At 69.8% G+C, this 21,236-nt stretch carries 18 protein-coding genes; 8 read left to right on the forward strand and 10 right to left on the reverse strand.

The features are described 5' to 3' along the window. Positions 1–160: 160 nt before the first annotated feature. Entirely contained in the window at positions 161–2,596 is a 2,436-nt protein-coding gene (locus OHA88_RS15975; RefSeq protein WP_328626038.1) for an ATP/GTP-binding protein, read from the reverse strand. 257 nt (positions 2,597–2,853) lie between these two features. On the opposite strand from OHA88_RS15975, the gene gabT reads away from it, so the two are divergent. Both gabT and OHA88_RS15985 read left to right on the forward strand, forming a co-directional pair. Next, entirely contained in the window at positions 2,854–4,194 is a 1,341-nt protein-coding gene (gene gabT, locus OHA88_RS15980; protein WP_030978901.1) for a 4-aminobutyrate--2-oxoglutarate transaminase, read from the forward strand. A 358-nt stretch (positions 4,195–4,552) separates the two neighbouring features. Continuing rightward, the gene (locus OHA88_RS15985; RefSeq protein ID WP_328626039.1) at positions 4,553–5,143 is read left to right on the forward strand and encodes a phosphatase PAP2 family protein; all 591 of its coding nucleotides are present in this window, start codon (positions 4,553–4,555) and stop codon (positions 5,141–5,143) included. Here the strand turns inward: OHA88_RS15985 and OHA88_RS15990 are convergent. From OHA88_RS15990 to OHA88_RS16025, 8 genes are all read right to left on the reverse strand, one after another. Then, the gene (locus tag OHA88_RS15990) at positions 5,128–6,954 is read right to left on the reverse strand and encodes a chitinase (protein WP_328626040.1); all 1,827 of its coding nucleotides are present in this window, start codon (positions 6,952–6,954) and stop codon (positions 5,128–5,130) included. The genes OHA88_RS15985 and OHA88_RS15990 overlap by 16 nt on opposite strands. 105 nt (positions 6,955–7,059) lie before the next feature. Then, positions 7,060–7,557: a hypothetical protein gene (locus OHA88_RS15995; protein WP_328626041.1), complete on the reverse strand. Its 498-nt coding sequence runs from the start codon at positions 7,555–7,557 to the stop codon at positions 7,060–7,062. Positions 7,558–7,696: 139 nt separating this feature from the next. After that, positions 7,697–9,112, reverse strand: coding sequence for an NAD(P)/FAD-dependent oxidoreductase (locus tag OHA88_RS16000; RefSeq protein WP_328626042.1), 1,416 nt, complete (start codon positions 9,110–9,112; stop codon positions 7,697–7,699). 23 nt (positions 9,113–9,135) lie between these two features. Next, complete coding sequence (locus tag OHA88_RS16005; RefSeq protein WP_267001213.1) at positions 9,136–9,939, reverse strand: ABC transporter permease; 804 nt, start codon at positions 9,937–9,939, stop codon at positions 9,136–9,138. After that, the gene (locus OHA88_RS16010) at positions 9,939–10,871 is read right to left on the reverse strand and encodes an ABC transporter permease (RefSeq protein WP_328626043.1); all 933 of its coding nucleotides are present in this window, start codon (positions 10,869–10,871) and stop codon (positions 9,939–9,941) included. Before OHA88_RS16010 ends, OHA88_RS16005 begins: the two co-directional genes overlap by 1 nt. Further along, positions 10,868–12,019: an ABC transporter ATP-binding protein gene (locus tag OHA88_RS16015; RefSeq protein WP_326606021.1), complete on the reverse strand. Its 1,152-nt coding sequence runs from the start codon at positions 12,017–12,019 to the stop codon at positions 10,868–10,870. Before OHA88_RS16015 ends, OHA88_RS16010 begins: the two co-directional genes overlap by 4 nt. A 58-nt stretch (positions 12,020–12,077) precedes the next feature. Beyond that, on the reverse strand, positions 12,078–13,328 hold the full coding sequence (locus OHA88_RS16020) for a polyamine ABC transporter substrate-binding protein (RefSeq protein WP_328626044.1): 1,251 nt from the start codon (positions 13,326–13,328) through the stop codon (positions 12,078–12,080). Positions 13,329–13,370: 42 nt separating this feature from the next. Next, positions 13,371–14,885 carry a gamma-aminobutyraldehyde dehydrogenase gene (locus tag OHA88_RS16025; protein ID WP_328626045.1) on the reverse strand — a complete coding sequence of 505 codons (1,515 nt, stop codon included), beginning with the start codon at positions 14,883–14,885 and terminating at the stop codon, positions 13,371–13,373. Positions 14,886–15,100: 215 nt separating this feature from the next. Here OHA88_RS16025 and OHA88_RS16030 point away from each other — a divergent pair, with 215 nt between their 5' ends. Further along, positions 15,101–15,640, forward strand: a complete 540-nt coding sequence (locus OHA88_RS16030; RefSeq protein WP_326626876.1) for an NADAR family protein — start codon at positions 15,101–15,103, stop codon at positions 15,638–15,640. Positions 15,641–15,745: 105 nt separating this feature from the next. Here OHA88_RS16030 and OHA88_RS16035 read toward each other — a convergent pair whose 3' ends face one another. Further along, positions 15,746–16,450 (reverse strand): DUF4190 domain-containing protein, encoded by a 705-nt coding sequence (locus OHA88_RS16035; protein WP_328626046.1) that lies wholly within the window; start codon positions 16,448–16,450, stop codon positions 15,746–15,748. 133 nt (positions 16,451–16,583) lie between these two features. Here OHA88_RS16035 and OHA88_RS16040 point away from each other — a divergent pair, with 133 nt between their 5' ends. From OHA88_RS16040 to OHA88_RS16060, 5 genes are all read left to right on the forward strand, one after another. Further along, positions 16,584–17,618, forward strand: a complete 1,035-nt coding sequence (locus OHA88_RS16040; RefSeq protein WP_328626047.1) for an adenosine deaminase — start codon at positions 16,584–16,586, stop codon at positions 17,616–17,618. A 23-nt stretch (positions 17,619–17,641) separates the two neighbouring features. Then, a complete protein-coding gene (locus OHA88_RS16045; RefSeq protein WP_328626048.1) occupies positions 17,642–18,346 on the forward strand; it encodes a glycerophosphodiester phosphodiesterase in 705 nt (234 codons plus the stop codon). Between the two features lie 74 nt (positions 18,347–18,420). Continuing rightward, complete coding sequence (locus OHA88_RS16050) at positions 18,421–19,227, forward strand: SAM-dependent methyltransferase (RefSeq protein ID WP_328629703.1); 807 nt, start codon at positions 18,421–18,423, stop codon at positions 19,225–19,227. A 13-nt stretch (positions 19,228–19,240) separates the two neighbouring features. After that, entirely contained in the window at positions 19,241–20,464 is a 1,224-nt protein-coding gene (locus tag OHA88_RS16055) for a sensor histidine kinase (protein ID WP_328626049.1), read from the forward strand. After that, positions 20,461–21,189 carry a response regulator transcription factor gene (locus OHA88_RS16060; RefSeq protein ID WP_328626050.1) on the forward strand — a complete coding sequence of 243 codons (729 nt, stop codon included), beginning with the start codon at positions 20,461–20,463 and terminating at the stop codon, positions 21,187–21,189. Before OHA88_RS16055 ends, OHA88_RS16060 begins: the two co-directional genes overlap by 4 nt. Positions 21,190–21,236: the final 47 nt, after the last annotated feature.

Consider the following 21,236-nt stretch of genomic DNA (forward strand, 5'->3'; position numbering starts at 1 on the left):
CCTTCGGAGTCGATTTCGCCGTCCCGTACGAACGGCTCCTCCCGATTCTGCCAGGACGGCAGGGTCCGCCGTAACCACTCTCAGTGATCCGGCACCGCCGCGGCCCACCGGATCCGCTGCGGTGGACCCGGCCCGCACGTCATGGCCGCCCGGCCCCGGTTCAGCCGTTCAGGTTCACCAGCAGGGGCGGCGCGTGCTCCCCTCGTACCGTCGTCAGGGACAGCACCGCGTGTCCGGCCGGGACGCGATGGGCCAGTTCGGAGGCCGACCAGCGTTCGCGCTCGACCTGGCGCACCGTCACCGCGTCCGTGGTCACCGCCTTGCCGGTGACCAGCTTGCGGAAGGCGTGGATGGCCCGGGTCATCGGCTGGTCGGCGAAGACCGTGCGCTGGGTGACGTCCCGGGTCTCGACCCATTCCGTACCCCATGCCTCGGCGAACCGCTTGCCGTCCCAGGTTGTGATCCCGGAGAAGGCCATCCGGCAGCCGACCGCGCCCAGCAGCGCCGTGTGCAGGCTCTCCGGGACGTCGTCGAGGGTGCGCAGCGTGAGCACGGCCCCGGCGTGCGCGGAGCGCAGCCGCTGGATGCCGCGGACGGTGTCGGGGGTCAGGGTGCGGGTCGCGTCGTCGAGGACCAGGCAGGCGAAGAGCGAGCGGTCGGCACGGGCGGCGGCGCTCGCCGTGAACTGGGCGAGGACGAGACGGGCCAGCATCCGCGACGCCTCGGCGTGGCCGCGTTCGGGCAGATCGATGCGGACCCGGAGCGGGTGCTCCAGGGCCCGCAGGGAGAAGGGGCGGGCCTTGCCCGTGGTGTCGAAGAAATCGGCGAACGCGGGCCGGTCGAGCAGCGCGACCCGGTCGGCGAGTGCGGGCCCCGGGTCTCCGGGAGCGCCGGACTGACGGGCGCGGGCGTCGAGTTCGCGGTGCATGCTCTGCCCGCCCGCCGCGTCGACGGCCTCGCGCAGGGCCGCGAGCGCGGCCGGGACACCGTCCAGCAGCTCCCGCAGCTCGGGGACCGAGGGAAAGCGGCCGTGGGCGGCGCGGTAGGGGCCGAGGAGCTGCGCGAGGGCGGTGGCGGCTCGTCTGCTGTCCACTTCGGGGAGGTCTCCGACGAGCCCCTCGGCCAGGACGGCCGCGGCTTCGTCGGGGTCGGTGGTGCCGCCGTAGAGGTCGAGATCGTGGACGGAGGCCGGATCGCCGAGCTTGACCACGACGTCGAACCCCTCGTCGGCTCCGAGCTGGGTGCCGGTGGCGCATACCGCGACGACGGCGGCCCGCCCGGCGAGCGCCTGAAGGGCGAGGGATTCGACGACGGGACGGATCAGTGCGCGGCTCTTGCCCGCCCCCGGCGGTCCGACGGCGAGCAGCGAGGTGCCGAGCAGTCCGGGGTCGAGGGCGATTCCGCTGCCGCGGCGCGCATAGGGGTTGCGCTCGTTGTCGTCGACCGTGCCGAGCCTGACCTGGTCGACGAGCAGATCGTGCCGGGCCGAGCGGACCGGGAGATCGCGCGCGCCGGAGGGATGGGTGCAGGCGGCGGCGCCGTTGCGCAGCACGGTGTCGGTGAAGGCGGGCAGCCGGGTGTTGTCGGCACGTACGGAGGTCCAGGCGCGTCGGATACGGGCGTAGTCGACGTCGTTCATCCGGCCCGACCGGGCCTCCTGGGCGAGCCTGGCGGCGGCCTGGTCCTGTCCGGCGGCACGCAGGTCGGGCCACTCGGCCGGATCGTCCGCGCCGCCCTCGGCGCCGCCCGCCGTCCGGGCCTCCGCGTCGTGGCCTGCCTCGCGGGCCGTGCCCCGGTCCGCGGTTGCGCGCGCGCTCCCCGAGGTGCCGGCCTGTGCCGTCGGCGGCTGCGCACCTCCGGCGTTCCTGCGGCGGAGCCGGGACCATCGGCCCAGCTTCGCGAACGGCCACACGATCACCAGGGTGATCAGGGCGTACAGCGTGTACGTGACCACGGTGGTCAGGGTGCGGTCGGTGCCCATCCACGGGCCGGCCACGAAGCTGAAGGTGAGCTCCATGCCGGGCACGGTCCCCGTCCACACGAGGATCCAGACCAGCAGCGCGCCGGCAGCCGCACCGGCCGCGCGGGCGCCGGGCCCCCGGCCGGCGACCGAGCGTTCGAAAGCGGCGGGCCAGTTACCCAACCGGCCGAACCCGTAGACGATGGCTCCGATGATCAGCAGGCGGTAGATGTCGAGCGCGCGTACCGCCCCGTGGGTCAGCGGCTGATGGTCGAACGGTCCCCACCAGTCGTCAGGGGTGAAGAGTGTCAGCGGGACCCGCCAGTACGGGATGTATCCGTTGCGCCAGAGCGACCAGACGAGGATGCAGGCAAGGAGCGAGATCACCGCTCCGCTCAGCAGCGTGCGGTCGGGCGTGCGCTCCGCCTCCTCGGCGGGCCGGTCGGTGTGTCCGGACCGCCAGACGCCCGGTTCCGCGAGGGGCCTGGGGATGCGCAGCCAGTCCCCGAGGGAGGGCCCGGTGGCCGGTGCGTGGCCCGGCATGGGCGGCAGTACGGGCGGTGGCGGGCCGGCCGGGCGCGGCACCGAATGACCGGAGCGGGTGCCGCGTGAGTCGTACGTGCCCTCGGTGTCCATGTGCTGTCCCTCGTCCCCTGACCAGCGCCGACCGGTAACCACGGGCGCAGGCGCCCCGATCCCCTCAATCTAGTGCCCACTAGCACCCCGTCAGACGCTGTCCGGCGGGAAGTCCCGCCACCGGTCGCCAGGCCGTCGCTATGTCCGTGACGGACAACCGCGTCGAGCCACTTCTCCCGAACGGAACATGCCGGACCCCCGGCCTCGCCCCTAGCCTGCAGACAGAGAAGCGTCCGAAACACCCCCAGGAGCCCCTCATGACCGCAATTCCGCAGGAGCGCCGCGTCGTCACTGCCATTCCCGGCCCGAAGTCGGTGGAGCTGCAGGCCCGCCGTCTCGCGACGGTCGCCGCAGGTGTGGGCTCCACCCTGCCGGTGTTCACCGCCCGCGCAGGCGGCGGCATCATCGAGGACGTGGACGGCAACCGTCTGATCGACTTCGGCTCCGGCATCGCCGTGACGTCGGTCGGCGCCTCCGCCGAGGCCGTCGTACGCCGCGCGTCCGCGCAGCTCGCCGACTTCACCCACACCTGTTTCATGGTCACGCCGTACGAGGGGTACGTCGAGGTCTGTGAGCAGCTCGCCGAGCTGACGCCGGGCGACCACGCCAAGAAGTCCGCGCTGTTCAACTCGGGCGCCGAGGCCGTCGAGAACGCCGTGAAGATCGCCCGTGCCTACACCAAGCGCACCGCGGTCGTCGTCTTCGACCACGGCTACCACGGCCGGACGAACCTGACGATGGCGCTGACCGCCAAGAACATGCCGTACAAGCAGGGCTTCGGTCCGTTCGCGCCCGAGGTCTACCGGGTCCCGGTGGCGTACGGCTACCGCTGGCCGACCGGTGCGGAGAACGCCGGTGCCGAGGCATCCGCTCAGGCCATCGACCAGATCACGAAGCAGATCGGCGCCGACAACGTCGCCGCGATCATCATCGAGCCGGTGCTCGGCGAGGGTGGCTTCATCGAGCCGGCGAAGGGCTTCCTCCCGGCGATCGCGCAGTTCGCCAAGGACAACGGCATCGTCTTCGTCGCGGACGAGATCCAGTCCGGCTTCTGCCGTACCGGCCAGTGGTTCGCCTGCGAGGACGAGGGCATCGTCCCCGACCTGATCACCACCGCCAAGGGCATCGCGGGCGGTCTGCCGCTCTCCGCCGTGACGGGTCGCGCCGAGATCATGGACGCCGCGCACGCGGGCGGCCTCGGCGGTACGTACGGCGGAAACCCGGTGGCCTGCGCGGGCGCGCTCGGCGCCATCGAGACGATGCGCGAGCTGGACCTGAACGGGAAGGCGAAGCGCATCGAGGAGGTCATGAAGGGCCGCCTCGCCGAGATGCAGGCGAAGCTGCCGAACGGCGACGTCATCGGTGACATCCGTGGCCGTGGCGCAATGATCGCGATCGAGCTGGTGAAGGCCGGCACGAAGGACCCGAACCCGGAGGCCGCCGCGACGCTCGCGAAGGCCTGCCACGCGGAGGGCGTGCTCGTCCTCACCTGTGGCACGTACGGCAACGTGCTGCGCTTCCTGCCGCCGCTGGTGATCGGCGAGGACCTGCTCAACGAGGGCCTCGACGTCATCGAGCAGGCTTTCGCCCAGATCTGATCCGATCCCTGGCACCGATCCTGACCGGGTCCACGTGAGGGCCTGTGAAGAACGTGTGGGGGGCCCATGGCGGGATCCGGTTCCCGCTGTCGGTCCCCCGTCGACTGCCGTACGGTTCCTGCAGATGAGAGAAACACCCCGCTCGCAGGGGACTGCGGGTGATACCGGGTCGGAGCATCCCCAGCACCGTCCTGGTCGTGCCATCGCGCACACCACTGGAGCCTCCGGCTCCGGAACTCCTCACCGATCGGATGGCCGCTCGCCCCAAACCCCCCGGGGCGCGCGGCAAACCGATCACGGCGGCCGCCCCGGAACCACCCCCCCTGTTCCGGGGCGGCCGGCTCCTCTCCTCTTCCTCGTGCCGCCGCTTCTCGCGGTCCTCGCACTCCTCACCTGGCAGGTCGCGGCCGACGGCCCGCTGCGCAGGCTGGACGAGCGGATCGGCCGGAGCGTCGCCGGGCACGGCCCCGGCCGCCTCACCGAATTCCTCGCCGATCTCGGCAATATGCAGGTCGCGCTCCCGGTCCTGGGCTGCGCGGTCGTCTACGCCTTGGTGCGGGGCGCACGCCGGGTGCCGCTGTACGCCGTTCTCGCCATGGCCGCGGTGCCCGCGCTCGTCGTCCCGCTCAAGGACTGGATCGGCCGGACGGGACCGCTGACCGGCGAGACCGGTTACTACCCGTCGGGCCACGCGACGACGGCCGCGGTGGCGTACGGGGCGGCGGCGCTGCTGATCGCGTACCGCACAACGCCTGCAGAACGGTCGAAGCGGTCATGGATGATGCCCGTCGCCGCTGTCCTGCTGACAGTGGCGACGGGCATCGGTCTGGTGCTGCGCGGCTATCACTGGCCGCTGGATGTGCTCGCCGGCTGGTGCCTGAGCGGGCTGTTGCTCGTGGCGCTCAGCTGGTCGAGCGGTCGATCACGGAGACGTCAGCCGCCGAAGTAGGCGTCGAAGTTCTTCGAGAACTCCCCGTTGTTGAAGCGGTCCCAGTTGATCGACCACGTCATCAGTCCGCGCAGTCCGGGCCAGGTGCCGTGCGTCGCGTACGAACCGCAGTCGGCCTTCTTCGTCAGGCAGTTCAGCGCCTTGTCGACCTCGCTGGGTGAGGTGTAGCCGTTGCCCGCCTGGGTGGAGGCAGGAAGCCCGATGGAGACCTGGTCGGGGCGGAGCGCGGGGAAGACCTTGGTGGTGTCACCGGCCACCGGGAAGCCGGTGAGCAGCATGTCGGTCATGGCGATGTGGAAGTCGGCGCCGCCCATCGAGTGGTACTGGTTGTCCAGACCCATGATGGAACCCGAGTTGTAGTCCTGGACGTGCAGCAGGGTGAGGTCGTCCCGCAGGGCGTGGATGACCGGGAGGTAGGCGCCGGCGCGCGGGTCCTGGCCGCCCCAGGGGCCCGACCCGTAGTACTGGTAGCCGAGCTGCACGAAGAACGTCTCGGGGGCCATGGTCAGCACGAACTTGTCGCCGTACTTGGCCTTGAGGGTCTTCACCGCGGAGATCAGGTTGACGATGACCGGGGTGGTCGGGCTGCGGAAGTCGGTGTCGCCGGTGTTCAGCGAGAGCGAGTGGCCCTCGAAGTCGATGTCGAGACCGTCCAGACCGTAGTCGTCGATGATCTTGCTGACGGAGGAGACGAAGGTGTCACGGGCGGCCGTGGTGGAGAGCTGCACCTGACCGTTCTGGCCGCCGATGGAGATCAGCACCTTCTTGCCCGCGGCCTGCTTGGCCTTGATGGCCGCCTTGAACTCGGCCACGGACTCGACGTTCGGGCACTCGGTGACCGGGCAGAGCGAGAACCGGATGTCGCCCGAGGTGACGGAGGTCGGCTCGCCGAAGGCCAGGTCGATGACGTCCCAGGAGTCGGGGACGTCCGCCATCCGCGTGTAGCCGGAGCCGTTGGCGAAGCTGGAGTGCAGATAGCCGACGAGCGCGTGAGTGGGGAGGCCGGAGCCGCCGCCGCCTCCGCCGCCCGCCGTGGTGGTGGCGGTGACGGCGGCGGACTTGGCGGACTCACCGGCGGAGTTGGTCGCGGTGACCTGGAAGCTGTACGCGGTCGAGGCGGCCAGACCCGTCACGGTGGCGGACGTCCCGGTGACCGAGAGGACCTTCGTACCGCCCTGGTAGACGTTGTAGCCGGCGGCTCCCGTGGAGCCGGTCCAGGAGAGGGCGACGGAGGAGGAGGTGATCGTGCCGGCCCTCAGCCCGGCGGGGGTCGCGGGGATCGCGACCGGGTCGCCGCCGGGGCCGACGAGGGTGAGGTCGTCGGCGTAGTAGGTGGGGGTGCCGTACCACCCGTGGGTGTAGATCTTCACGGACGTCGTGGCGGCACCGGTCCTGAACGTGGTGGTGAGCTGCGTCCAGCCGGGAGAGGACGGCGTCCAGGTCGACACATCGGTGGTGCCGGTTCCGGATGCCCCGAGGTAGACGTAGCTGCCCTGCACCCAGGCGCTCAATGTGTACGTGGAGTCCGGCTTGACCGTGACGGTCTGGGAGCACTCGGCGTTGTCACTGCCGGCCGGCGTCGCCTTGAGTGCGGAACTGCCGCCGTGGGTGGGTGTGCTGACGACGGCTCCGCTGCCGCCCGTACAGCTCCAGCCGTCCAGACCGGCCTCGAAACCGCCGTTGCGCGCCAGATCGGTGTCGGCAGCCGCGGCGGCCGGCGCCGACGCTGCCAGGCCACCGACGACGAGCAGAGCCGCCGAGAGGGCGGCCAGAAGTCCGGAAAATCGGGCGGGGGGTCCCGTGCGGTCCACAACGGCCTCCGTGCAGGGGGGAATTGACTGTGGCGCCACAACATGGTCCAGACCAATCAGGTTGTCAAGACCTCTGGTGTCATCCCGGGCCCGCCGCACCGGCCGTCAGCCCCACCACCCGCCCCCGTCTCCGCCCCTGTCTCCGCCCCGGCCGCCGCCCCGGGCCGTCACCGCCGCGGCCTCGTGCATCGCCAGCTCCAGCAGAGTCGCGTCGGTCAGCGCCCCCGAGCCGTCGGGCGGTATCAGCCAGCGCACCCCGCCGGACACCCGCCCCGGGCACGGCACCAGGATCCAGGTCCCGAGTCCCACTCCCCGTACCCCCGTTCCGATCCAGCGGGCGACCGTACCCGGCGGCACGAAGAAGCCCATGCGGCCGTCGCCGAAGTCGGAGAGGACCGGCCCCGGCCGGTCGATGAGACGGGTGAGCACATCGAACGTCGGATAGCCGAGCTCCCGCGGAAGAATCAGTACGTCCCAGCGCCTGCCTGCGGGAAGGAGCGCAATCCCCTGGGGATCGCGCTCCCATTCCCACCGGCACGCAGCCGGATCCGGTGCCACCGAGGCAAGCCATTCGACTGCCGCCCTTACCTCCGAGCCAGTCATGGCCGGCCTCCCGTTCCGTGTGCACCGACGGTGCGTCCACACGGCGAGAGGGGGTTCGGCCCGGATCATTACGCGAGTCGGGGCACCGGTCGGAAGTGAATCGGGTCACACCCCGACCGGCGTCTCTCCCGGACCCGGGTCAGCTGTCGAAGCCGAGCCCCAGCCGGTCCATCGTGCGCAGCCACAGGTTGCGCCGGCCCTCATGACTGTCCGCCCTGGCCAGGGACCTCTTCGTGAGTTCGATCCCGGCCCAGGCGAACGGCTCCGGCGGGAACGGCATCGGCTTGGTGCGCACCATCTCCAGACCGGTCCGCCCGGTCCGTTCACCGGAGAGCAGATCGAGCATCACATCGGCGCCGAACCGGGTGGCCCCGACCCCGAGGCCGGTGAAGCCGGCGGCGTAGGCGACCCGCCCCTGGTGGGCCGTACCGAAGAAGGCGGAGAAGCGGGAACAGGTGTCGATCGCACCGCCCCAGGCGTGACTGAAACGTACCCCTGCCAGCTGCGGGAAGCAGTCGAAGAACTGGCCCGCGAGCTTGAGGAACGTCTCCGGCCGCTGGTCGAGATCGGCGCTCAGCCGGCCGCCGTACGGATAGATCGCGTCATAGCCGCCCCACAGGATCCGGTTGTCCTCGGACAGCCGGAAGTAGTGGAACTGATTGGCGCTGTCGCCCAGTCCCTGCCGGTTCTTCCAGCCGATGGAGGCGAGCTGGTCGGCGGTGAGCGGCTCGGTCATCAGCGCGTAGTCGTAGACCGGGACGGTGTACGGGCGCACTCGCTTGACCAGCGACGGGAAGATGTTCGTGCCGAGTGCGACCCGGCGGGCGAGGACCTTGCCGTACGGCGTGCGGACCGCCATCCCGGTGGCGGTCCTGGCCAGTTCGAGGCCCCGGGTGTGCTCGTACACCCGTACCCCCAGATCGAGGCAGGCCCGCTTGAGGCCCCAGGCCAGCTTGGCGGGGTGCAGCATGGCGACTCCGCGCCGGTCCCAGAGTCCGCCGAGGAAAGTCGGTGAGTCCACTTCCGCGCGCAGTGCCTCCCGGTCGAGGAATTCCACTCCGGTGAAGCCGAGTTTCTCGGCTTCCTGGTGCCATTCCCGCAGCTCTTCCAGCTGATGCGGTTCGGTGGCGACATCGATTTCGCCGGTGCGCTCGAATGCGCAGTCGATGGAGTAGCGGGCGACGGCCGCCTCGATGGCGTCGAGGTTCTGCTCGCCCAGTTCTTCCAGCTTCTTGATCTCGTCCGGCCAGCGTTCCAGGCCGTTGGGGAGGCCGTGGGTGAGGGAGGCGGCGCAGAATCCGCCGTTGCGGCCCGAGGCGGCCCAGCCCACCTCGTGCCCCTCGATCAGTACGACGTCCCGTTCCGGATCGCGTTCCTTGGCGATCAGCGCGGTCCACAGTCCGCTGTATCCGCCGCCGATGACGAGCAGATCGCAGTGCTCGTCGCCGGTGAGCGCGGGAAGCGCGTCGGGCCTGCCGGGATCGTCCAGCCAGAACGAGACCGGTCGTGCGCCGGAGAGTGATTGTGCAGCAGTACGCATGGCAGCTGGGGCCATGGTTTCCAACTCCTTCAGGACTTTCAGGGTCGTGCGCTGTTTTTTCGCCGGTTCGTGATGAGTTGGCCGGCGACAACCACCAGAACGGCAATGACGAACATCGCCGTGCCGATGACGTTGATCTGCACGGGTGTGCCGCGCTGCGCCGAACCCCACACGTACATGGGGAAGGTCACGGTCGAGCCCGCGTTGAAATTGGTGATGATGAAATCGTCGAAGGAGAGCGCGAAGGCGAGCAGCGCTCCCGCGGCGATTCCGGGGGCGGCGATCGGCAGGGTCACCCGGACGAAGGTCTGCACGGGTCCCGCGTACAGATCGCGGGCCGCCTCCTCCAGTCGCGGGTCCATCGACATCACGCGCGCCTTGACCGCCGTCACGACGAAGCTCAGGCAGAACATGATGTGTGCGATGAGGATCGTCCAGAAACCCAGTTGGGCGCCCATGTTGAGGAAGAGCGTGAGCAGTGAGGCGGCCATGACGACCTCGGGCATCGCCATCGGCAGGAAGATCAGCGAGTTGATCGCGCCGCGCGCCCGGAAGCGGTAGCGGACCAGCGCGAAGGCGATCATCGTGCCGAGCGCGGTCGCGCCGATCGTCGCCCAGGTGGCGATCTGGAGGGAGAGCGAGAGCGAGCCGCACATGTCGGCGACGCCGCAGGGGTCCGTCCAGGCGTCCAGCGAGAAGCGCTGCCAGGCGTAGTTGAAGCGCCCGTTCGGCTTGTTGAAGGAGAACACCATCACGACGATGTTCGGAAGGATCATGTAGGCGAGGGTCAGCAGACCCGCGATCACGATCAGATGGCGGCGGAGCCAGCGCAGTACGGGCATCAGACCAGGTCCTCCGTCCCGGAGCGGCGGATGTACACGGTCACCATCAGCAGGACGACCGCCATGAGGATGAAGGAGAGCGCGGCGGCCATCGGGTAGTCGAGGACGCGCAGGAACTGGGTCTGGATGACGCTGCCGACCATCTTGGTATCGGTGGAGCCCAGCAGTTCGGCGTTGACGTAGTCACCGCTGGCCGGGATGAAGGTCAGCAGCGTGCCCGAGACGACACCCGGCATGGAGAGCGGGAACGTCACCTTGAGGAAGGTGGTGGCGGGGGTGGCGTACAGATCGCCGGCCGCCTCGTGCAGCCTGCCGTCGATCCGCTCCAGCGAGGTGTAGAGCGGCAGGATCATGAACGGCAGGAAGTTGTACGTGAGACCGCAGACGACGGCCATCGGCGTGGCCAGCACCCGGTTGTTCTCGGTCCAGCCGAGCCAGCTGGTGACATCCAGGACGTGCAGGGCGTTCAGTACGTCGACGACCGCGCCGCCGTCCGCGAGGATCGTCTTCCAGGCGAGGGTACGGATCAGGAAGCTGGTGAAGAAGGGCGCGATGACCAGCACCAGCACCAGATTGCGCCAGCGGCCCGCCTTGAACGCGATGAGATACGCGAGCGGGTAGCCGAGCAGCAGGCAGAGAATCGTCGCGGTGCCCGCGTACAGCAGGGACCGGATGAACTGCGGGTAGTACTCGGACAGCGCGTCCCAGTAGGTCTGGACGTGCCAGGTGACCTCGAACCCCTTCTCCAGGGATCCGGTCTGTACGGAGGTCGATGCCTGGTACACCATCGGCAGGGCGAAGAAGACGACCAGCCAGAGGATGCCGGGGAGCAGCAGCCAGTACGGGACGAGCCGCTTGCGGGTGGAGGCCTTGCGTACGGGGAGTTCGGCGGGGTCCTGGGGCGGCGCGGGCGGCGCTTCGGTGACGGTCACGTCGCGTCCTCCACCGTCTCCACACCGGCGTCGATGTCCTGGGCCGCGTCGAGGCCGAAGGTGTGCTCCGGGTTCCAGTGCAGGACGACCTCGGCGCCGCGGGTGAGTCCCGCGCGGTGCCCGACGTTCTGCTCGTACACCTGCAGTGCCTTGCCGGCCGGGCTCTCCACCACGTACTGCGTGGAGACGCCGATGAAGCTGGAGTCGACGATCCGGCCGGTCACCCGGTTGCGTCCGGCGGCTATGGTGTCGGCTTCGCCGGCGGATGCGAGGGAGATCTTCTCCGGGCGGATGCCGACCAGGATCCTCCCGCCGAGCGCGGTGGGGGCCGAGCAGCGCCCGGCGGGCAGTCGCAGAGTGCTGCCGCCCACGCCGACGAGGATGTCCGTGCCGGACTCGGTTATCTCGCCCTCGATGAGGTTGGAGGTGCCGAGGAAGTTGGCGACGAAGGTCGTCTTCGGGTTCTCGTACAGATCGGCGGGGGCGCCGAGCTGCTCGACGCGGCCCGCGTTCATCACCGCGACGGTGTCGGCCATGGTCATGGCCTCCTCCTGGTCGTGGGTGACATGGATGAACGTGATGCCGACCTCCGTCTGGATGCGCTTGAGCTCAAGCTGCATCTGGCGGCGCAGCTTGAGGTCGAGGGCGCCGAGCGGCTCGTCGAGCAGGAGCACCTGCGGGTGGTTGATCAGGGCGCGGGCGACGGCGACGCGCTGCTGCTGACCGCCGGAGAGCTGGTGCGGTTTACGCTTCGCGAAGTCGCCGAGCTGAACGAGCTCCAGCATGTCGTCGACCTGCTTCTTCACCGACTTGATGCCGCGCCGGCGCAGACCGAAGGCGACGTTCTCGGTGATGTCCAGGTGCGGGAAGAGCGCGTAGCTCTGAAAGACGGTGTTGACGGGCCGCTTGTACGGGGGCAGGTCGGTGATGTCCCGGCCGCCGAGCGAGATGGTGCCGGTGGTGGCCTCCTCCAGCCCCGCGATCATCCGCAGGGTGGTGGTCTTGCCGCAGCCGGACGCTCCGAGCAGGGCGAAGAAGGAGCCCTGCGGGACGGTCAGGTCGAGCGGCTGGACGGCGGCGAAGGAACCGTACATCTTGCTGATCCCGGTGAGGCGGACGTCGCCGCCTTCTGTCTGCTGCTGTGTCATGGGTCGCAGTCCCAGTGGTGTCAGGGGGAGATCGGGCGAGGGGGAAAAGGTACGGCGGTCAGGCGCCGATGAGCTTGGCGAACTTCTCCTCGTACGCCGTCTCTTCCTTGCTTGTCAGCGAGCGGAAGGCGTGCGATCGGGCCGCCATCTCCTTGTCGGGGAGGATGAGTGTGTTGGCGGCCATCGCCTTGTCGATCTTGGTGAGTTCCTCGCGGACACCGTCGACCGGACAGACATAGTTGATGTAGGCGGCGAGCTGGGCGGCGACCGGCGGCTCGTAGTAGTAGTCGATGAGCTTCTCGGCATTGGTCTTGTGCCGGGCCTTGGCGGGGACCAGCATGTTGTCGCTCGACGTGATGTATCCGGCGGCCGGGATCGCGTACTTGATGTCCGGGTTTCCGGACTGGAGCTGGATGATGTCGCCGGCCCACGCGATGCAGGCGGCGATGTCACCCTTGTCGAGGTCCGCGGTGTAGTCGTTGCCGGTGAAGCGGCGGATCTGCTTCTTGTCGACGCCCTTCTGGATCCGGCCGATCGCCGCGTCGAAGTCGGCGTCCGTGAACGTCCCGGGGTCCTTGCCCATGTCGAGCAGGGTCATGCCGACTGAGTCACGCATCTCGGAGAGGAACCCGACCCGGCCCTTGAGGGAGGGGTCGTCGAGCAGCTGCGTGATGGAGTCGACCTTGCGCCCGCCGGTCGCCTTGGAGTTGTAGGCGATGACGGTCGGAATGCCGGTCCAGGGGTACGAGTAGGCGCGGCCCGGGTCCCAGTCGGGGGTGCGGAACTGGGACGAGAGATTGGCGAAGGCGTGCGGCAGGTTCACCGGGTCGAGCTTCTGGGCCCAGCCGAGCCGGATGATCCGCGCGGCCAGCCAGTCGGTCACGATGATGAGGTCCCGGCCGGTGTCCTGGCCCGCGGCCAGCTGCGGCTTTATCTTGCCGAAGAATTCGACGTTGTCGTTGATGTCCTCGGTGTACTTGACCTCGATCCCGGTGCGTTTCGTGAACGCCTCCAGGGTGGGCCGGTGCTTCTCGTCCTCACTGACGTCCATGTATTCGGTCCAGTTGGAGAAGTTGATCTGCTTCTCCTTGGCCGAATGGTCGTCCGAGGCCGCTGCGGCGTCCCCTTCCCGCTTCGCGGGCGGAATGCCGCATGCGCTCAGCGTCCCCAGTCCGCCGAGCGCGAGCGCGCCCATACCGGAGGCGCGGATGAGTGAACGCCGGGTGAGGGCGCCCCTGCCACTGGTCAGACTGCGCCGCATCGCGGCCAGCTGCGCTGCAGAGAGGTGCTCCGGCTCGTACTGCTCCATGCGCGTTGCCCTTTCGGGTGGGAATGGCCGTGGTCGGCCGGGCTATCGGTCCCCGAAGATCGTGCGGTGCCAGTCCTTGCGGGCGACCGCGGTGTTGTCATACATCACGTGCTTGACCTGCGTGTACTCCTCGAAGGAGTACGCCGACATGTCCTTGCCGAAGCCGCTGGCCTTGTATCCGCCGTGTGGCATCTCGCTGATGATCGGAATGTGGTCGTTGACCCAGACGCAGCCCGCCTTGATCTCGCGGGTGGCGCGGCCCGCCCGGTACACGTCCCGGCTCCAGGCGGAGGCAGCAAGTCCGTACGGGGTGTCGTTGGCAAGAGCGATGCCCTCGTCGTCGGTGTCGAAGGGCAGCACGACCAGGACCGGGCCGAAGATCTCCGACTGGACGATCTCGCTGTCCTGGGCGGCTCCGGCGACCAGTGTCGGCCGGTAGTAGGCGCCGTCCTCGAGGTCGCCGCCGGGCGCCTCGCCACCGGTGACGACGGTGGCGTACGCACGGGCGCGCTCGACGAATCCGGCGACCCGGTCCCGCTGGGCGTGGCTGATCAGCGGGCCGAGGTCGGTCGACGGGTCGAAGGGGTCGCCGAGCCGGACGGTCGCCATCAGCTCGGCGACCCCATTGACGAAGGCGTCGTAGAGCGGGCGCTGGACGTAGGCGCGGGTGGCGGCGGTGCAGTCCTGGCCGGTGTTGATGAGCGCTCCGGCGACCGCGCCGTTGACGGCGGCGTCGAGGTCGGCGTCGTCGAACACCAGGAAGGGGGCCTTGCCGCCCAGTTCGAGGTGGAGGCGCTTGACGGTCGCGGTGGCGATCTCGGCGACCCGCTTGCCCACCGCGGTGGACCCGGTGAAGGAGGTCATCACGACGTCCGGGTGGCCGACCAGGTGCTCGCCCGCGTCCTTGCCCGCCCCGGTGACGATGTTGATCACGCCGTCCGGGATGCCCGCCCCGGTGGCCGCCTGCGCGAACATCAACGAGGTCAGCGGGGTGATCTCGGCGGGCTTCAGCACGATCGTGTTGCCTGCCGCGATCGCCGGGAGGATCTTCCAGGCGGCCATCTGGAGCGGGTAGTTCCAGGGAGCGATGGAGCCGACGACACCGATCGCCTCACGACGTACGTACGAGGTGTGGTCGCCGTCGTACTCGCCCGCGGACCTGCCCTCCAGATGGCGGGCGGCGCCCGCGAAGAAGGAGGTGTTGTCGATGGTCCCCGGCACGTCGAACTCGGTGGAGAGCTTGATCGGCTTGCCGCACTGGAGCGACTCGGCGTACGCGAAGTCGTCGGCCTGCTCGGCAAGTACGGCGGCGAAGCGGTGCATCGCCTCGGACCGCTCGGCCGGTGTGGCGCCGGACCAGCCGGGGAAGGCTTCCCTTGCGGCGGCGACGGCCGCGTCGACATCGGCGGTACCCGCCAGTTCGTAGGTGTAGACGGTCTCGCCCGTCGCCGGGTTCACGACCGCGTGACTGCGTCCCGATGTGCCGGACCGCAGACTTCCGCCGATGTACTGCGCGCCGTCCGCGAAGCGGTCCTGCACCTGGAAGCCGTTGCCCATGACGCTCTCCTCCGCCGCTGTTCCCGTCGACCGGGGCGGCGTAGCTTCTGCTCGAATTGAGTGCCGATCCTGACAGAGGACACTGAGCCCAACAAGTGATTCCGTTGTTGCCTTTTGGTTACGCGACGGAATCTGTCGACCATGTGTCGCGTCGATACGGAATTCCGCGTACGGAGTGTCAGTGGCGGATGCCACACTCGCATGTCATGGAGCACATGAACGATCTTGTGGCGCGGACCCGTCACGGCGAGAAGGTGAAGTACCTGCGGTTCTGGGGACACCGCCCGCTCCCGGACGGGCGGATCGGTGCGAGCTGTCTCAGTCAGTGGTGGCCGTCGCCGTTCACCGTCGACGGCGTGGCGTACGCGTCGGCCGAGCACTGGATGATGGCCGGCAAGGCGCGGCTCTTCGGCGACGAGGAGGCGGAGCACCGGGCCGTGTCCGCGAGCAGCCCCGCTGCGGCGAAGAAGACGGGCCGGCTGGTCCGCGGTTTCGACGAGTCCGTGTGGGAGCGGGAGCGGTTCGCTCTGGTGGTGGCGGGCAGCGTCCACAAGTTCGGTCAGAACGCCGAGCTGCGGGAATTCCTGGTGAACACCGGGGACCGGGTGCTCGTCGAAGCCAGCCCCGTGGACCGGATCTGGGGCATCGGGCTGGCGGCGGACGATCCGCGTGCCGAGAACCCGGCGAGCTGGCGCGGGCTGAATCTGCTGGGGTTCGCGCTGATGGACGCGCGGGCGGAGCTGCGCACACCATGAGGCGGCCCGGATGCGCGACGGCCGGGCGGGCCGGAGCCCGGCCCGCCCGGCCGTCAGGTGGGATACGGCACCGGTTCGCAAGGTTCCGGTACCGCCCGACATCGCCTAGCGCGTGACGTCGACGACCAGGGACGAGGCGAACGGGTCGTCGTTGTAGGTGTTGTCGTCGAACTCATCGGCATGGGTGACGAACAGCCAGATGAAGAAGCCGATGATCGCCACACCGAGGACCATGCCGATGGACCCCATGATGATCCCGGCGAGTGCCTGACCGCTGTTGGTCGCCTCGCCGCGCTGCACCCGCTTACGGCCCAGGATGCCGAAGATCAGGGCGAGTGCGCCCAGGATCAGGCTGGGTATCCCGTAGATGCAGAACAGGCAGACGGCCAGGATGCCGAGCACCATGGCTGCCGTACCCATGCCGTTGGAAGGCGCGCTGCCCCAGGGCGTCTGGCCGTAGCCGGTATACCCCGGGTAGCTCCCGTACTGCGGGCCCGGCGCGGCCGGGTAGCCGTACTGCCCCGCGGCCGGCGGGACCTGCTGGCCCGGTCCGTTCGGTGCGATCGGCGGCGGCGGTACCTCCTCGGGGCCGGCGGCCGGCGCGGGACCGGTCGGAGCTCCGAACCCCGGTCCGGTGGCAGGTGCGGACCCGTCCCCCACACCCGGCATCGAGGTCACGGTCGGCTGGTCGTGCACAGCAGGCGGACGAGGATCACCGGACGGCTTCTCCAGCGGCACTCTGCTGTCCGGCGGAGCCCATGGGTCGCGTGGCTCCGCCCCGCCCCCTGGCTGCTCTGTGTTGTCTGACATGGGCCTCCCCCATCGTGGTCCCGTCATGCTACGGCCCGCTCCCGCCGGTCCGGCCCCGGCCTACGATGATCCCCGTCCCGCCCCGGGCCGCAATGCGCCCGGACCGCTCGAACCTCACGTTCCGGAGGATCCGATGACCGATCTGCACCCCTTCATCGCGGGGCTGCCCAAGGCCGAACTGCATGTCCACCATGTCGGATCCGCCTCGCCACGCATCGTCGCCGAACTGGCCGCCCACCACCCGGACTCCAAGGTCCCCACGGACCCCGAGGCGCTGGCCGACTACTTCTCCTTCACCGACTTCGCCCACTTCATCGATGTCTATCTCTCCGTCGTGGACCTGATCCGCACCCCGGAGGACGTCCGGCTGCTGACCTTCGAGGTCGCCCGTGACATGGCCCGCCAGAACATCCGGTACGCGGAGCTGACCGTCACCCCGTTCAGCTCGACCCGGCGCGGGATCCCGGAGCAGGGCTTCATGGAGGCCATCGAGGACGCCCGCAAGGCCGCCGAGGCCGAGCTCGGGGTCGTACTGCGCTGGACGTTCGACATCCCCGGCGAGGCCGGACTGGAAGCCGCCGAGGAGACCACCCGGCTCGCGGTCGGACTGCGGCCCGAGGGGCTCGTCGCGTTCGGGCTCGGCGGTCCGGAGATCGGCGTGCCCCGCCCGCAGTTCAAGCCCTACTTCGACCGGGCGATCGCCGAGGGCCTGCACTCCGTCCCGCACGCCGGGGAGACCACGGGTCCGCAGACCATCTGGGACGCCCTCACCGATTTGCGCGCCGAGCGCATCGGCCACGGCACCAGCGCCACCCGGGACCCGAGGCTCCTCGACCACCTCGCCGAGCACCGGATTCCGCTGGAGGTCTGCCCGACCTCGAACATCGCGACCCGCGCCGTCACCGACCTCGACCGGCACCCGGTCAAGGAGATGGTGGACGCCGGCGTTCTGGTCACCATCAACAGCGACGACCCGCCGATGTTCGGCACGGACCTCAACAACGAGTACGGGGTGGCGGCCCGTCTCCTCGGCCTGGACGAGCGGGGTCTCGCCGCACTCGCGAAGAACGCGGTGGAGGCCTCGTACCTCGACCCGGCCGGCAAGCGGACGCTGGCCGCCGAGATCGACACGTACACGACGAGCTGGCTGGAGCGCACCGGCCGGTGACCGGAGGCGGTGACAATGGCCCCATGGCCACCTCTGTCACCGCCGTGGCTCACCGCGGCGATCCGTACCGTGTCCGCGAGAACACCCTCCCGTCGATCCGCTCCGCGATCGAACGGGGGGCGGACGCGGTCGAGATCGATGTCCGGGTCACCCGCGACGGGGTGCCCGTCCTGCTGCACGACCCCACGCTGGAACGGCTGTGGGGCCACGACCGCAGGCTGGACGGGCTCACCCATCAGGAGCTCACCGAAGTGACCGGGGGCGGTGTACCCACGCTGCGCGAGGCGCTGCTCACCGCCGGAACGCATCGCCTCATGGTCGACCTGCCCGGCTCCACCGACGATTCGGTACGCAGGATCGTCGGTGTGGTCCGGGAGTGCGGGGCCGGGGAGCGTACGTACTACTGCGCGGGCCCCGAGGCCATGCTGCGGGTGCGCGCAGCCGATCCGTCCGCCGAGATCGCCCTGACCTGGACGTCGCTCGCCCCACCCCGTGCCGGTCTGCTGGAGGCGGTGAAGCCGCGCTGGCTGAACTACCGGTTCGGCCTGGTGAGCCGGGAGTTGACGGACCGTGTCCACCGGGACGGGCTGCTGGTCTCGGCCTGGACGGCCGACACCAGGCGCACCATGCGCCGCCTGATCGCGCACGGCGTCGACTCGATCACCACCAACCGGGTCGACGCCCTGCACGGTCTGCTCGCCAACTCGACTGTCACTGAGGTCCCTTGATCGATCCGGCATGATGGACGATGCCTCATCGATCGCGATGTCGCCCCGGCGCCGGAGGAGCAGATGTGACTGATGTGACCGATCCGCGGAGCAACCCTCCTTCCCCCCGTGTCCGTTCCGACATCGCGCACAACGCCCGGGTCTGGAACTACTGGCTGGGCGGCAAGGACAACTACCCCGTCGACCGCGCGGTCGGGGATCAGGTCACCGGCATGTACCCGAGCATCGGTGAAGTGGCCCGGGCCGACCGGGCCTTCCTGGGACGGGCGGTCCGCCATCTGGCCGGCGACGCGGGGATCGGCCAGTTCCTGGACATCGGCACCGGCCTGCCGACGGCGGACAACACCCATGAGGTCGCGCAGCACACCGCGCCGGACGCCCGCATCGTGTACGTCGACAACGACCCGATCGTGCTGGCGCACGCCCGCGCGCTGCTCACCAGCTCGCCGGAGGGTGCGACCACCTACATCGACGCGGACGCCCGCCACCCGGAACGGATCCTGCAGGCGGTCGAACCGACCCTGGACCTCAAGAAGCCGGTCGCGGTGCTGATGCTCGGCATCCTGAACTTCGTTCTCGACACGGCCGAGGCCGGGGGCATCGTACGGAAGCTGATGGACGCGATGCCGTCCGGCAGCTATCTGGTGCTCACCCACCCCACACTCGAGCTGGGCGGCGAGGGCAACGAAGCGGCGATGCGGTTCTGGAACGAGAACGCCACACCACCGATCACCGCCCGCAGTCGCACCGAGTTCGCCTCGTTCCTGGAGGGTCTGGAGCTCATCGGTCCCGGCATCGTGTCGTGCGCTCGCTGGCGCACCGGCCCGGCCGCGGTGGGGGCCGAGGTCGCCCAGTTCGGCGCAGTGGCCCGGAAGCCCTGACGGCGCCGGTCCCATGCATCTACGTGGTATCGCCCCGAGGGCGCTCGGGGCCGGCCCCCGGACCGTGGACCTCCTCATCGCGCTGCTGGTGCAAGCCGCGGTGACCATGCCGTTCGTCGTCCCGCGGGGCCCGGACCTGCCGGAGGCGACGTGGGCGGCGTACGGACTGACCACCCTGACCGTGGTGCCGCTGGTCGCGCGGCGGCGGGCTCCGGTCGCCGTGCTGATCGCTGTGCTCGCTGTCGGCGGCCTGTACAAGTTCACACTCGACGGGCCGGGCCAGCCGCTCCCGTACGCCGGACTCGTGGCCTTCTACACGGTGGCCGAACTCTCCTCACCGGTGAAGCGGCTCGGGGTCGCGGCGCTCACCACCGCGGCGGTGCTGTCCTCACCCGGACGCAACAGCAACGAGATGAGGGAGCTGCTCTTCTCCTTCTTCGTGTTCGGCGCGGCCTATGCCTTCGGCCGGTTCACCGTCACGCGCAAGGCCTACCTGCGGGCGTTGGAGGACCGGGCCCGGCAGCTGGAGCTGACGCACCGCATCGAGACCGAGCAGGCGGCGGCCCGCGAACGGGCCCGGATCGCACGGGAGATGCACGACATCCTCTCGCACGCGGTGAGCCTGATGATCGTGCAGGCGGAGGCCGGTCCGGTGGCCGTGCGCACGGCACCGGAGCGTGCCGAGGCGGCGTTCGACGCGATCTCGGAGACGGGGCGGGACGCCATGGTGCAGTTGCGCCGGATGCTCGGCGTGCTGCGCGAGAACGAGAGCCCGCACGGCGCGCCCAGGGAACCCCAGCCCGCGCTGGCCGGGCTGCCCGGCCTGGTCGAGCGAGTACGCGGCAGCGGCCTGGAGATCTCGTACGAGGTCACGGGTCCGGCCCGCCCGCCCGGCCTGGACGTCGAGGCCACCGTGTACCGGATCGCGCAGGAGGCCCTGACGAACGTCGTCAAGCATGCCGCCGCCGACACCGTCTGCGTACAACTGACGTATGAGCCGACAGCGTTGATCCTCACTGTCACCGATGACGGGCGCGGACCCGGGACCGTCACCGGAATGGGACTGATCGGCATCCGGGAACGCGCCTCGGCACACGGCGGCACCGCCCGCACAGGAGCGGGTCCGGGTGGCCGGGGATTCCGGGTCCGGGTGACGATTCCGCTTGCGGCCACGCAGACGGACGCGCACGGCAAGGCACATGCCCATGGAGAGACGCATACAGGGGTGGAGAGTTGACGATCCGTGTGGTGGTGGCCGACGACCAGGAGCTGGTACGCAGCGGCTTCGCGATGATCCTGGACGCGCAGCCGGACATCGAGGTGGTCGCGGAGGCGGGCGACGGCGCCGGGGCGGTCGACGCGGTACGCCGGCTGGCGCCGGAGGTGGCGCTGCTCGACATCCGGATGCCCGGCACGGACGGCATCGAGGCGTGCCGCACGATCAGCGCGGAGACCGACTGCCGGACGGTCATGCTCACCACCTTCGACTCCGACGAGTATGTCTACGAGGCGCTGCACGCGGGTGCGAGCGGCTTTCTGCTCAAGGACGTCCGCCGCGACGATCTGGTGCACGGGGTACGAGTGGTGGCGGCCGGGGACTCGCTGCTGGCGCCGTCGGTGGCGCGCCGGCTGATCGCCGACTACACCGCGCGCCCGGCGGCCTCGGCCGTACCGCCGTCCGCACGGTTCGATGTCCTGACCGCCCGCGAACGCGAGACGCTGCTGCACCTGGCACGCGGCCTGTCGAACGCGGAGATCGCAACCGCACTCGTCGTCAGCGAGCACACGGTGAAGACCCATGTGGGCCATGTCCTGTCCAAGCTGGGCCTGCGCGACCGGATCCAGGCGGTCATCTGCGCGTACGAGTGCGGTCTCGTCACTCCCTCGCCGGAGGGAGAGACGTCCCCCGTCTCCCCCGCACCGGCGAGAAGACCTCATGGCGAGGACCGCCCGCCCGGGTGATCCGCCGGGGCGCGCGGATCAACAGGATGGACTCCACCAGCAGTTAC

The organism is Streptomyces sp. NBC_00353, from assembly GCF_036108815.1.
Lineage (GTDB): Bacteria > Actinomycetota > Actinomycetes > Streptomycetales > Streptomycetaceae > Streptomyces.